The sequence below is a fragment of the Pseudomonas sp. SMSB3 genome, from assembly GCF_052041965.1.
Classification (GTDB): Bacteria; Pseudomonadota; Gammaproteobacteria; order Pseudomonadales; family Pseudomonadaceae; genus Aquipseudomonas.
The window spans coordinates 224,661-237,783 of record NZ_JBKGGV010000009.1 but is presented as its reverse complement, the minus strand read 5'-3'; the positions used below and the strand labels follow the sequence as shown (position 1 = coordinate 237,783).

Here is a 13,123-nt window from a genome sequence, read left to right as displayed (position 1 = left end):
CCCTGTCATTTGCGCGCCTTGAGGATCACGAACTTGGGCGTTGCCGCCACCTGCTCGACACCCCGGAACAGGCGCGCCAGTTTGCTGTGGTAGCCCAGGTGACGGTTGCCGACGATGTACAGCGCACCGCCCACCACCAGCGCCTCGCGTGCCTGCTGGAACATGCGCCAGGCGAGAAAGTCACCCACCACCTGCTGTTGGTGGAAGGGCGGGTTGCACAGCACCACGTCCAGCGATTGTTTCTCGAGCCCTGCCAGGCCATCGCCCGGTAGCACCGTGACCGGGCGCTCGGCGAAGGCCGCTCGCCAGTTTTCCTGCGCTGACTGTACCGCCATGTAGGACTCGTCTACCAGGGTGAAGTCGGCCTCGGGGTTGGCCATCGCGCAAGCGATCGCCAACACGCCGTTGCCGCAGCCAAGGTCGGCGACGCGTGCATCACCCAACCCTGTGGGCAAGTGCGGCAAGAAAGCGCGGGTGCCGATGTCCAGGCCCTCGCGGCAGAATACGTTGGCATGGTTGACCAGCTCGAGCGCCGGCGAGTCCAGGCGGTAATGGCTCGGATACGGGGAGTGGGCGGCAGCGCGCTCGGCCAGCGTGGCGGTCAACAGGCGGGCCTTTTTCTGCGCCAGTGACGCCTGCACCGGGCCGATGTATTTGTCCATCAGGTCACCCGCTGCCCGTGGCAGGTGCTTGATCATGGCGGCGGCAATGACCTGGGCGCCCGGGGCCAGATGGCCTTGCAGACGGATCAGTTGATCTTCGAGCAGCGCGAGGGTTTTCGGCACCCGCACCAGCACGCGGTCGAACGGCCCCTGCCATTGTTCGCTAGCGGGCACGAAGGGCACGCTGTCGAACGCCTGGCCATTGCGCGTCAGGTTTTTCTCCAGCGCCATGCGCGCCAGGTGCGAGTCACCGCTGCTGACCACGTGCACACGGCCGGCCAGGCTCGCCGCCAGGGCGCCGAAGCTGTCATTGAGCACCAGCACCCGGGTGTCGGCCGCCAGGCCCTGGGCGTGCAGGTGCTCGAGCAGGTAGTGATCAGCGGCATCGAAAGCCTGCAATGGGTCGTTGGCCTGTTCCGGCTGGCGGATCAGGTCGAGTTCGGCGAAGGGGGTGGTCAACAGGGGCATGGCGTCTGGCTCGGGTACGGATCTGCTAATGGCCAACCGCCACAAGCTTTGGTACGCGATTCTACAGGGCTTTGGCGAAGGTCGCAGGCCTGGCTACTGCTCGATCAGGCCACGCATCATGGCGATGGCGATGGCGCCGGCCTTGTTCGCAGCATTGGTCTTGGTGATGACGCTGCGGATATGGAAGTTGACCGTGCTCTGCGACAGCGACAGGATGCAGGCGACGTCTGCCGCGGTCTTGCCAGCCGCTGACCATTTGAGCACTTCGATTTCTCGCTCGCTCATCTTCATGGGTGTACTGAGCTTGGCCAGGTGGTACTCGCCGATGATCGCGTGCAGGGTATGGCACAACCACTGCACGGCGCCGGCCTTGTCGTACAGCTCGCCGATGCTCACCGGGTTCAATGGCCTGCTCACACTGATCTGGCTTTCATTGTGCTGGCGGTCATGCAGTGACTGCGTCCAGCCGTGGCGCAAACCGTGGTTGCAGGCTTGCTCACGAAACTCGGGCATGTCGTGATAGAGCTCGTCGGTCCACAAGATGGGCATGGTCGAGTTCTGGCTGAGCAAGGCAGCGGCATCTTGCCGGTAGAAGTCGTCGCGCTGATAGCGCTCGATCCACTCAGCTGGATAGTTGCTATACAGATACAGGCGTGGGGACTGCGCTGCCAGCTGGATGCGAACCTTGAACCCAAGAAAATCCAGGTCCATGTCCTGCACCAGATGCACCGCCAGGTCGAACACCTTCTGCGGTGAGCTTTCGCTGATCAGCTGATGTAGATGCTCAAAGTTCCAATGAGTCATCTGCCATCCTCCCTGTCGTTATCGTCAATCCGTGTCGTGCCGGATGAGTGTAGGAAAAAGCTGACACTTTTGTTGGTCTTTTTTGCTATAGCGCTACAGTTTTTCCTGTGTAAAAAGCAACCGTTCGGCTGTCTCCCTACACTCCAGTGGTTTTTATCCCAAGCGCTTTGGGCGACACTGGGCGCCTGCTATCGATGGAGCCCCACATGAGTGCCAGTGCCGAAAAATTCACCCGCCAGACCTTGCTCGCCGTTGAGCCGCTGACCGCCAACCTGTTCAGCTTGCGGGTCAGCCGCGATCCTGGGTTTCGTTTCCGGGCGGGTCAGTTCGCGCGTCTGGGTGTGACCAAGGCTGATGGCAGTGTGGTCTGGCGGGCCTATTCGATGGTCAGCGCGCCGCACGACGAGTACCTCGATTTCTTTTCCATCGTGGTGCAGGGCGGGGAATTCACCAGCGAGCTGAGCCGGTTGGGTGAGGGCGACACGCTGATGATCGACCGTCAGGCATTCGGCTACCTCACCCTCGACCGCTTCGTTGGCGGGCGCGACCTGTGGCTGCTGGCCACCGGTACCGGTATCGCACCGTTCATGTCGATTCTGCAGGACTTCGAAGCGTGGGAGCGCTTCGATAACATCAAGCTGGTGTATTCGGTCCGTGAGGCCAGGGAGCTGGCCTACGTCGATGAGATCGCCGGTCTGCAACAGCGCGATTACCTGGCAGAATTCGCCGGCAAGTTGCAGTTCATCCCGGTCGTAACCCGCGAGCAACACCCTGGCGCCCTGAATGCGCGGATCACCACGTTGATCGAGAACGGCGAGCTGGAAAAGGCGGCGGGACTGCCGTTCTCTCCCGAGCATTCGCGCATCATGTTGTGCGGCAACCCCGAGATGATCGACGAAACCCGCAAAGTCCTCAAAGCCCGCGATCTGCAACTGAGCTTGAGCAAACGCCCCGGCCAAGTCGCCGTCGAGAACTACTGGTAGCGGCAAACGGCAAGCTACAAGCGGGAGCAGCCTCACGCCGCTCAGCTTGCAGCTTGCAGCTTGTAGCTTGTAGCTCAGAGCTTGGTGTTCTGGGCTTTGAGGAGGTCGCGGATTTCGGTCAGCAGGGTTTCCTGAGGGGTTGGCACCGGCGGGGTGGTTGGCGCCTTGGCCTCTTCGCGCTTGAGACGGTTGATGGCTTTCACACCCATGAAGATGGCGAAGGCGATGATGATGAAGTCGATCACCGTCTGGATGAATTTGCCATACGCCAGCACCACGGCCGGTACGTCGCCCTGGGCCGCTTTCAAGGTGATCGCCAGGTCGCTGAAGTCCACACCGCCAATCAGCAGTCCCAGTGGCGGCATGACCACATCCCCGACGAACGAGGAGACGATCTTGCCGAAGGCCGCGCCGATGATGATACCGACCGCCATGTCGACGACATTTCCTTTGACCGCGAAGGCCTTGAACTCACTGATCATGCCCATGTTTGATTCCTTGTAACAAATGGTGAGGTTAACGCAGTGTAAGCCACAGAAAAGCTTCATGCGTTGGCGTCAGGGGTAGTGACTGCGGTTAGATCGAATAGTTTTGTCGCATCTGGGCGGGTTCGAGACACGTCTGTCTCAGCTATCATGGCGGTTTTTCCGGAGATCTTGCCCATGGCCAAAGCCAAGCGTCTGTATGGCTGCACCGAATGCGGCGCGACCTTCCCCAAGTGGGCCGGGCAGTGCGCCGATTGCGGCGCCTGGAACACCCTGGTCGAAACCACCATCGAAAGCGGCGGTGCCGCGCCTCCCAGCGGCCGCGCCGGCTGGACCGGGCAGCAAGCGCAGATCAAGACCCTCGCCGAAGTCAGCGTCGAAGAGATCCCACGTTTCTCGACCAGCAGCACCGAGCTCGATCGCGTGCTCGGCGGCGGTCTGGTCGACGGTTCGGTGGTGCTGATCGGCGGCGACCCCGGTATCGGCAAGTCAACCATCCTGCTGCAGACCCTGTGCAACATCGCCGTGGCCATGCCCGCGCTGTACGTCACCGGCGAGGAATCGCAGCAACAGGTGGCAATGCGCTCGCGGCGCCTGGGCCTGCCTCAGGACCAGCTCAAGGTGATGACCGAAACCTGCATCGAAACCATCATCGCCACCGCGCGGGTCGAAAAACCACGGGTGATGGTGATCGATTCGATCCAGACCATCTTCACCGAGCAGTTGCAATCGGCACCGGGTGGCGTCGCTCAAGTGCGCGAGAGCACCGCGTTGCTGGTGCGTTATGCCAAGCAAAGCGGGACGGCGATCTTCCTGGTCGGCCATGTCACCAAGGAAGGCTCGCTGGCAGGGCCTCGGGTGCTGGAGCACATGGTCGACACCGTGCTGTATTTCGAAGGCGAGTCCGACGGCCGCCTGCGTCTGCTCAGGGCGGTGAAGAACCGCTTCGGCGCGGTCAACGAGTTGGGCGTCTTCGGCATGACCGACCGTGGCCTGAAGGAAGTCTCCAACCCATCGGCGATCTTCCTCAACCGCACCCAGGAAGAAGTGCCCGGCAGCGTGGTCATGGCCACCTGGGAAGGCACCCGGCCGATGCTGGTGGAGGTGCAGGCGCTGGTCGATGACAGCCACCTGGCCAACCCACGACGGGTGACCTTGGGCCTGGACCAGAACCGCCTGGCCATGTTGCTGGCGGTGTTGCACCGCCATGGCGGCATTCCCACACACGATCAGGATGTGTTCCTCAACGTGGTGGGCGGCGTCAAGGTACTGGAAACCGCCTCGGACCTGGCGCTGCTGGCGGCGGTGATGTCGAGCCTGCGCAATCGGCCCTTGGCTCATGGCTTGCTGGTGTTCGGCGAGATCGGCCTGTCGGGTGAGGTGCGGCCAGTACCCAGCGGGCAGGAGCGGCTCAAGGAGGCGGCCAAGCACGGCTTCAAGCGCGCCATCGTACCCAAGGGCAACGCCCCCAAGGAACCCCCGGCAGGCTTGCAGGTGATCGCCGTGACCCGCTTGGAGCAGGCCCTGGACGCGTTGTTCGAGTAAGCCTTCGTCCCGTGCCCCCGGCCACGCTGTGCCCCCCGTAGGAGCGAGCACAGCTCGCGATGCGCCGCGCGCGGCGCTCGATCCACCACCCCACCAGTGCCGCAACGAACAAAAAAAGGGCTGACGATGCGCGTCAGCCCCTTTCTTTTCTGCCCCTGTCCCCTCAGTGCTCGGCCACCGCAGTGCGCCTGAGCGCCTGGTTACCGTGCTCGTCCTGCTCCATCACCGGCACTTCGTTGCCATCGGCATCGAACAGCTTGCCATCTTTGAAGTAGTCGCCATCGCGCAGGCATGAGATGTCCGAGTACTGAATCGTCCGTTCGTAGGCGGCGGCGAACACGGACTGGTTCTCCGAGTTGCCGGTCTTGAAGTGGTTGAACAACAGGTTGAGCAGGATGGCCATGATCGCCGCCGAGCTGATGCCGGAGTGGAAAATGGTCTCGAACCAGTTCGGGAAGTGATGATAGAAGTTCGGTGCGGCGATCGGGATCATGCCAAAGCCCAGGGAAGCCGCCACGATGATCAGGTTGACGTTGTTCTTGTAGTTGACCTTGGACAGGGTCCGGATGCCACTGGCGGCCACGGTGCCGAACAGCACGATGCCGGCACCGCCGAGCACTGGCGTGGGCACGGCGGCGATGACGCGGCCCATCACCGGCAGCAGCCCGAGCACCACCAGGATGACCCCGCCGGTGGCGACCACGTAGCGACTCTTGACTCCGGTCACCGCCACCAGGCCGACGTTCTGGGCAAAGGCGCTCTGGGTGAACGAGCCGAAGATCGGCGCCAGGATGCTCGATGCCATGTCGGCGCGCAGGCCATTGCCCAGGCGCTTGGAGTCGACCTTGGTATCGATGATCTCACCGACGGCCAGGATGTCGGCCGAGGTTTCCACCAGGGTCACCATGATCACGATGCACATCGACAGGATCGCGGCAATATGAAACTCCGGCATGCCGAAGTGGAAAGGGGTAGGGAAGGCAAACATCGGCCCTTCGCTGACCTTGCTGAAGTCGGTCATGCCCAATGCCCAGGCGATCACGGTACCGACCACCATCGCCAACAGGATCGACAGGCGCGAGATGGTGGCGCTGCCCAGCTTGCTCAGCAGCAACACGATGGCGAAGGTCAGGGCGGCCAGACCGATGTTGGCCATGCTGCCGAATTCCGGTGAAGCGCTGTTGCCACCCATCACCCAACGGGCAGCGACCGGCATCAAGGTCAGGCCGATGGTGGTGATGACGATACCGGTCACCAGCGGCGGGAAGAACTTGGTGATGCGCGAGAACACCGGGGTGATCAGCAAACCGATCAGCGAAGCCGCCATCACAGCGCCCAGTACACCCGGCAAGCCACCGCCGCCCTCGCTGCTCAGAATCGCGCCCATGGTCGCGACGCCGGCGAACGATACGCCCTGCACCAGCGGCAACTGGCAACCGAAGAACGGGATGCCCAAGGTTTGCAGCAAGGTCGCCAGGCCTCCGGCGAACAGCGAGGCTGCGATCAGCATGCCGATCTCGGCGCCGTTGAGGCCCGCCGCCTGACCCAGGATCAGCGGTACCGCGACGATCCCGCCATACATGGTCAGGACATGCTGCAGACCATAGGCCAGATTGGCACCAAGCCCAAGGTTTTCATCCTCGGGTCGCTTGGCCGGAGACGTGCTAGTGGACGTAGTCATGGAGCAGGCTCTCTGTTTATTGTTGTGGCGATACTGTAGACACTTAGCGCCAAGGAACGCCATCAGAATTGTATACAATATTTTGATCGAACCGCAGACACTTGCCCTTGCAAGCGGTGCTTGAAGGCAATGCAGATCGCGTACCAAGTGTTCACAGAAGCGCGGTAGGGGGTGTGTACAACACTGCACTACCCAGTGATAAAGCTGTCTGGGTAGACAGGAAACAGGGGTGGCCCGCTTGTTAGCTAGCTAAGAGATTGTATTATTCGATCAGTTCGCGCAGTTCACGCATCATTTCGGTGCTGTCGGCCACGTTCAATTCCACAAGACGGTGCAAGTGGCTCATGGACTCGACATCGATATAGAGGCAGACGAAGCCCAGGCGCGCCGCTTCTTCATGCCGCAGTTCAACCTGCATCTGCACGCGCACGTCGCGGTCCAGGTGGACGATGGCGTCGAAATCCTGGGTCAGGTCGGCATCCCATGGCGAGGGACGTTCCACCAACAGGCCTTTGAGCGAGAGGTCGAGCAGCTTCACCGGCCAGCGGCGATCGCCTTGGCGCAGTTCGGCGGGAGCATCGAAGTCGATGCGCTGAAAACGGCGGCGGTCGTCCGCAGAATTAGTCATGGCAGGCCCCTCGTCAGTTGCACTGACTATAGACCAGCCATGGCCATTTTTTCGCGCGCAGTATCGCCTATCGGCTGGAAACGATGTTCACATCGCTGCAGTTGTAGAAGCCTTCGCCGGCCGAGTCTTGCCGCTGCCAGCGGCTATAGATCACGCGACGACCCTCACTGTCTTTGAGATCTACATCCAGTTCGTAGTATCCGTTGATGGGTGAAACATCGCCAAATTCGCCCACCAGTTCCAGGTCATCCCAGTTCAAGGCGCGCACCTTCGGATCGTAATCGGGCTTGGAGACATAGATCTCCCAGTAGCTTGGGTTGTGTGCGGCCTGGATCTTGTAACGCATCTTCACTTTGTTGTCGGCACCCTTGGCAAGGGTCTGAGCTTGCCAGTTCGCGGGAACATCCAGGCCGCTCTTGTCATTGGCCAGCACCAGAATGCGCGCCGAGCCAACCTCTTTGGCGGCAGACGCGCGCTCACTCGCGTCAACGCTGTTACCGGCGGAGCACAGTTGCCCATCGGGAATGGCCTTCTTCACTTCGTCGAGGTTCTTGTAGTCTTTGACGTTCTTCGACACTTCATGCCATTGATTGAACTGATAGACCGCCTGCTGTGCGTCATTGCCGAACTTCGTATACACGTGTTGATAAGCCGCTTTGCAGCCCTGGCTCTTGATCCCCGAACCATCAGGTGGCCAATAGAAGTCTTGCGCCTGATAGCAGGCAAGCTGGCGAGCGATGGGCGTTTCCATCGCACCATGCCTGGGCTCGATGGGTGCGGCGGTGCCGTGCAGGGTGAATCCGGCCACCAGGCTTGCAAGTGCGCTTTGCAGGTAGAGGTTCATCGCAAAATCCCTTTAGTCATTGAAGAGCCATGACGATGGGATGAGGGGCAGATCCTTGCAACTGGCAGAAATGTCAGGTGCATACCCCTTTAGTTGTTCAATGCCGCTCTAGCGCGCGTGTTGGCGACACCGCAGCGATTGTAATTGGATATGGTAAAGCGCCCCGGCAGGCCCTAGACTCAAAGGGCTGTCTATTCCAACCACTTAGCTGGAAGCATGCCATGAACAACAATAACAGCCTGCTGCGCCACATTCCGTGGCTGGCGCTGGCAGTCATGGGCGCCTGCGCCCTGGGGGTCGTCGCCCTGCGGCGCGGCGAGGCGATCAATGCCTTGTGGATCGTGGTCGCGGCAGTGGCCATCTACCTGGTCGCCTACCGTTACTACAGCCTGTTCATCGCCACCAAGGTGATGCAACTGGACCCACGTCGAGCCACCCCTGCGGTACTCAACAACGACGGTCTGGACTATGTGCCGACCAACAAGCACATCCTCTTCGGTCACCATTTCGCCGCCATCGCCGGCGCCGGCCCGCTGGTCGGTCCGGTACTCGCTGCGCAGATGGGCTATCTGCCCGGCACGCTGTGGCTGATCGCCGGCGTGGTGCTGGCCGGCGCCGTGCAGGACTTCATGGTCCTGTTCCTGTCCACCCGCCGCAACGGTCGCTCCCTGGGTGACATGGTGCGCGAGGAAATGGGCCGCATCCCCGGGACCATCGCCCTGTTCGGCTGCTTCCTGATCATGATCATCATCCTCGCGGTGCTGGCGTTGATCGTGGTCAAGGCCCTGGCAGAAAGCCCGTGGGGCATGTTCACGGTGATGGCGACCATCCCGATCGCGATGTTCATGGGCATCTACATGCGCTACATCCGTCCAGGCCACATCGGCGAGATTTCGCTGATCGGCGTGGTATTGCTGCTGGCGTCCATCTGGCTGGGGGGCCAGATCGCCGCCGACCCGGTCTGGGGCCCGGCGTTCACCTTCACCGGCGTGCAGATCACCTGGATGCTGGTCGGCTACGGCTTCGTCGCCGCAGTGCTGCCGGTATGGCTGGTGCTGGCTCCGCGCGACTACCTGTCGACCTTCCTCAAGATCGGTACCATCATCGCCCTGGCGATCGGCATCCTGGTCACCATGCCGGAGCTGAAAATGCCGGCACTGACCCAGTTCACCGACGGCACCGGGCCGGTGTGGAAGGGCACCCTGTTCCCGTTCCTGTTCATCACCATCGCCTGCGGCGCGGTGTCTGGCTTCCATGCACTGATCTCCTCGGGCACCACGCCGAAGCTGCTCGACAACGAAACCAACGCCCGCTACATCGGCTACGGCGGCATGCTCATGGAATCGTTCGTGGCCATCATGGCCATGGTCGCCGCCTCGGTGATCGAGCCGGGCGTGTACTTCGCCATGAACAGCCCGGCCGCGGTGGTCGGCACCGACGCCGTCGCGGTGGCGCAGACCGTCAGCAGCTGGGGCTTCATGATCACCCCTGAGCAGCTTGAAGCGGTCGCCCGCGACATCGGCGAGCACACCATCCTGGCCCGTGCCGGCGGTGCGCCGACCCTGGCGGTGGGGATCGCGCAGATCCTCCACCAGGTCTTGCCGGGCGAGAACACCATGGCCTTCTGGTACCACTTCGCGATCCTGTTCGAGGCGCTGTTCATCCTCACCGCGGTGGACGCCGGTACCCGCGCCGGGCGTTTCATGCTGCAGGACCTGCTGGGCAGCTTCGTGCCGGCGCTCAAGCGTACCGAGTCGTGGACCGCCAACCTGATCGGCACCGCCGGTTGCGTGGCCTTGTGGGGCTACCTGCTGTACCAGGGCGTGATCGATCCGCTGGGCGGCATCAATACCCTGTGGCCGCTGTTCGGCATCTCCAACCAGATGCTGGCGGGCATCGCCTTGATGCTCGGCACCGTGGTGCTGATCAAGATGAAGCGCCAACGCTACATCTGGGTGACCCTGGTGCCAGCGGTGTGGCTGCTGATCTGCACCACCGCAGCGGGCCTGATCAAACTGTTCGATCCGAACCCGGCAGTCGGCTTCCTGGCCCTGGCCAACAAGTACAGCACCGCCCTCGATGCAGGCCAGGTACTGGCGCCGGCCAAGGACATCGGTCAGATGCAGCACGTGATCTACAACGCCTACACCAACGCCGGGCTGACCATCCTGTTCCTGCTGGTGGTGTTCAGTGTGCTGTTCTTCGCGATCAAAGTCGGCTATGCCGCCCTTGGCCGCAAGGAGCGCAGCGACAAGGAAACCCCGTTCCAGGCCTTGCCTGACGCATGAGAGGGCTGCAGTGATGTTCAACGACTTGGGTCGGCTGGGTAAGTACCTTGGGCAGGCTGCCCGCCTGATGGTGGGCATGCCTGACTACGACAACTACGTCGAGCACATGAGCAACAAGCACCCGGACAAGCCGGTGATGACCTACGAGGAGTTCTTCCGCGAACGCCAAGAGGCACGCTACGGTGGCAAGTCCGGGCCCAAGTGCTGTTGAGCCAGCAACGTGCGTGAACCTGTGGGAGGCCGGGCAACCGGCCTCCCACACTCATTTTCAGCTTCAGGAGAATCCTTGCGTGCACACGCCTATCCCCGTAACGGTGCTGACCGGCTTTCTCGGCGCCGGTAAGACCACGCTGCTCAAGTACATGCTCAAGGCCGAACACGGGCTGAAGATCGCCGTGATCGAAAACGAGTTCAGCGAAGCCGGTATCGACAGCCAACTGCTCGGTGACGAACCGGTGCAGGTCATGACCCTGGCCAATGGCTGCGTGTGCTGCAGCATCCATGGCGACCTGACCCGCGCCCTGTACCTGCTGCTCGAGCGTCTCGACGCCGGCGAGATCGCCTTCGAGCGCCTGGTCATCGAGTGCACCGGCCTGGCCGATCCGGCGCCGGTTGCACAAACCTTCTTCGTCGACGAAGAACTGCGTGAACGTTACCTCCTCGATGGCATCATCACCCTGGTCGATGCCGCGCACGCCGAGGTGCACCTGGCCCAGGCCATCGCCCAGGCCCAGGTCGGCTTCGCCGATCGCCTGCTGCTGAGCAAGACCGACCTGGTCGATCCGGCAGCCGTGCAGGCGCTGAGCGAGCGCCTGGCGCGCATCAATGGACGGGCGGCGATCCGTGTGGTCGAGCAGGGCCGGATCGATCTGGCCGAGCTGCTCGATGTGCGCGGCTTCAACCTCAATCCGGACCTGGGCGCCAACCTCAAGCCGAGCCTGCGCCCGGTGCGCAAAGCGGCGACTCCAGACCGCATTTCCACCCTGGTGCTGCGCACCGAGCGCGCGCTGGACATCGACCGTTTGAGCACCTTCATGAACGAGCTGCTGGAGACCCACGGCAAGCAACTGCTGCGCTACAAGGGCGTGCTGAACATCGCTGGCGAAGAGCGCCGGCTGGTTTTTCAAGGGGTGCTGAAGCTCTACGGCTTCGACTGGGATGCCGAATGGGCGAGTGACGAACCCCGCGAAAGCGTGCTGGTGTTCATCGCCGATGAGTTGCCAGAAGCTACGATTCGGGCTGGCTTCGAGGCACTGACTGCGCGCTGAGCCGCGCTGGCGCGCCCGGCTCGAACCACTGCGGCCAGGAGCTGCGGTGACGCGAGTGGGCCTCGACGCAGGGGATCAAACGCTCGCTGAGCACCGCCGTTTGCCCTACGGCCTTGGCGGTCCGGTACTTGACGCTGTGGATGCATTCGCGGTCGCCGAACTCGCAGCGGTTCAGCGTAGTGCCGCCGCACGGGCCATTGGCCAGGCCCTTGGGGCAGGTTTCCGGGCAAGTATAGAGCGTGTCCTGCAGCCGGCAGCGCCCGCAGGTATCGCAGCCTAGCAAAGGGCGCTTGACGGCGCGCTCCACGCCATGCAGCAAGCGTGCGCCCGTGCCGGTGGCCCACAGCGGCTGACGCACCGCCCAACCAAACGCCTTGCTCAACCACTGGCCGCGCTCGAACAGCAAGTCATGGGCGCCGTGCAGCAGGTGGTAGCGGGCTTTCTCGGTAAACGACGCCTGCGCCCGAGCCTGGCCGTGGCGCCAGTTACCCTGTGGGGGATGAAACGTGACATGGGGCAGGTCCGGCATCTGCCAGCTGGCGGCCCACGCCGGTGCCCACTGCTCGAGGTTCTCGACCTGCGCTTGCCAGTGGGCCAACCGGTCCTGCAGGTCATCGAGCTGCTGCGGCGCGTGGATCCCCGACAGATGCACCCCGGCGTAACCCATCAGCTTGACGCCGATGATCTGCAAGGCCAGACGATCGACACTGCGCCTCTGGGCAAAGGCCTTGGATACCTGGCTTTCGGCCGCGAGCATCTCGCGCATCGACGCGGTGACGGTCACCCCGGCGACGTGCTCGAGCATGCCGGCGCGGCCGTGGGTCAGGCTCATCAGGCAGGCGAGCATCGGCTTAGGTGCGGGTTGGCGGCGCATCCAGTGCATGGCTTCGTGGTGCTTGTCGGCATCGAAACCCAGTTGCAAGGTTAGAAAATCCGCGCCGGCAGCGAGCTTCTTCTGCCCCTTGAAATATTGCGCTGCGCCTTCTTCCTCCTGGTATTTGAACGGGTTCAGCGCCGCCCCCAACAGCCAATCAGGGCATGCCTGGCGCGCGATCAGCAAGGCTGCGACCGACTCCAGGTAGCGCACCGTGCGCTGTCCCGGTTGGTGACCTGGCAGCCGATCGCCGGTCAGCAGCAACAGTTGCTCGAGCCCTGCCGCCTGCATGCGCTGCAACTGCGCCAGCAGGTGATGGCGCTCACGGTCCTTGCCCGAGAAGTGCGGCAGGGCGTCAGGTTGATGGGTAAACGAGGCCAGTGCATCCAGCGGTGAGAGGTCCAGCGGGCTGCCCACGCGATCGCCGATGGCCACGCTCAGCGGCCAACCGCATAGCTGTTGGCGCGCCAGGATCGCCTGCATGTCGGCAAAACGCTGCGCCGACGGTTTCGGCACGAATTCCATGACGCAGACGAAGCGCTTTTCGCGCAGTGCAGTTTTCAGCAGGCTCATCGGCAATAGGCACCCAGGCG

Annotated in this window: 12 protein-coding genes; 5 read left to right on the top strand and 7 right to left on the bottom strand. The window is 62.6% G+C overall.

Features of this window, described 5'->3' with window-relative positions:
- Nucleotides 1-5 precede the first annotated feature (5 nt).
- Together ACLEJW_RS16585 and ACLEJW_RS16580 are read right to left on the bottom strand one after the other, a co-directional pair.
- A complete protein-coding gene (locus ACLEJW_RS16585) occupies nt 6-1,130 on the bottom strand; it encodes a methyltransferase (RefSeq protein ID WP_313297728.1) in 1,125 nt (374 codons plus the stop codon).
- 93 nt (nt 1,131-1,223) lie between these two features.
- Nucleotides 1,224-1,934 carry an autoinducer binding domain-containing protein gene (locus ACLEJW_RS16580; protein WP_145188628.1) on the bottom strand — a complete coding sequence of 237 codons (711 nt, stop codon included), beginning with the start codon at nt 1,932-1,934 and terminating at the stop codon, nt 1,224-1,226.
- 206 nt (nt 1,935-2,140) lie between these two features.
- Here ACLEJW_RS16580 and ACLEJW_RS16575 point away from each other — a divergent pair, with 206 nt between their 5' ends.
- Nucleotides 2,141-2,917 carry a ferredoxin--NADP reductase gene (locus ACLEJW_RS16575; RefSeq protein WP_440777911.1) on the top strand — a complete coding sequence of 259 codons (777 nt, stop codon included), beginning with the start codon at nt 2,141-2,143 and terminating at the stop codon, nt 2,915-2,917.
- Nucleotides 2,918-2,991: 74 nt separating this feature from the next.
- Here ACLEJW_RS16575 and mscL read toward each other — a convergent pair whose 3' ends face one another.
- Entirely contained in the window at nt 2,992-3,405 is a 414-nt protein-coding gene (mscL, locus tag ACLEJW_RS16570; RefSeq protein ID WP_145188623.1) for a large-conductance mechanosensitive channel protein MscL, read from the bottom strand.
- 174 nt (nt 3,406-3,579) lie between these two features.
- Between mscL and radA the strand changes: the two genes are divergently transcribed.
- Nucleotides 3,580-4,947 carry a DNA repair protein RadA gene (gene radA, locus ACLEJW_RS16565; protein ID WP_145188620.1) on the top strand — a complete coding sequence of 456 codons (1,368 nt, stop codon included), beginning with the start codon at nt 3,580-3,582 and terminating at the stop codon, nt 4,945-4,947.
- Nucleotides 4,948-5,110: 163 nt separating this feature from the next.
- On the opposite strand, the gene ACLEJW_RS16560 is transcribed toward radA, so the two are convergent.
- The 3 genes from ACLEJW_RS16560 to ACLEJW_RS16550 form a co-directional block, all read right to left on the bottom strand.
- Entirely contained in the window at nt 5,111-6,628 is a 1,518-nt protein-coding gene (locus tag ACLEJW_RS16560; protein WP_313297647.1) for a nucleobase:cation symporter-2 family protein, read from the bottom strand.
- Between the two features lie 262 nt (nt 6,629-6,890).
- Nucleotides 6,891-7,256 carry a PilZ domain-containing protein gene (locus ACLEJW_RS16555; protein WP_145188614.1) on the bottom strand — a complete coding sequence of 122 codons (366 nt, stop codon included), beginning with the start codon at nt 7,254-7,256 and terminating at the stop codon, nt 6,891-6,893.
- 67 nt (nt 7,257-7,323) lie between these two features.
- A complete protein-coding gene (locus tag ACLEJW_RS16550) occupies nt 7,324-8,100 on the bottom strand; it encodes a lytic polysaccharide monooxygenase (RefSeq protein ID WP_313459749.1) in 777 nt (258 codons plus the stop codon).
- A 221-nt stretch (nt 8,101-8,321) separates the two neighbouring features.
- On the opposite strand from ACLEJW_RS16550, the gene ACLEJW_RS16545 reads away from it, so the two are divergent.
- From ACLEJW_RS16545 to yjiA, 3 genes are all read left to right on the top strand, one after another.
- Nucleotides 8,322-10,388 (top strand): carbon starvation CstA family protein, encoded by a 2,067-nt coding sequence (locus ACLEJW_RS16545; protein WP_145188607.1) that lies wholly within the window; start codon nt 8,322-8,324, stop codon nt 10,386-10,388.
- Nucleotides 10,389-10,401: 13 nt separating this feature from the next.
- On the top strand, nt 10,402-10,599 hold the full coding sequence (locus tag ACLEJW_RS16540) for a YbdD/YjiX family protein (protein WP_145188604.1): 198 nt from the start codon (nt 10,402-10,404) through the stop codon (nt 10,597-10,599).
- Between the two features lie 79 nt (nt 10,600-10,678).
- Nucleotides 10,679-11,656 carry a GTPase gene (gene yjiA, locus ACLEJW_RS16535; protein WP_313297661.1) on the top strand — a complete coding sequence of 326 codons (978 nt, stop codon included), beginning with the start codon at nt 10,679-10,681 and terminating at the stop codon, nt 11,654-11,656.
- On the opposite strand, the gene ACLEJW_RS16530 is transcribed toward yjiA, so the two are convergent.
- The gene (locus ACLEJW_RS16530) at nt 11,616-13,103 is read right to left on the bottom strand and encodes a methylenetetrahydrofolate reductase C-terminal domain-containing protein (protein WP_440777910.1); all 1,488 of its coding nucleotides are present in this window, start codon (nt 13,101-13,103) and stop codon (nt 11,616-11,618) included. The genes yjiA and ACLEJW_RS16530 overlap by 41 nt on opposite strands.
- Nucleotides 13,104-13,123 lie beyond the last annotated feature (20 nt).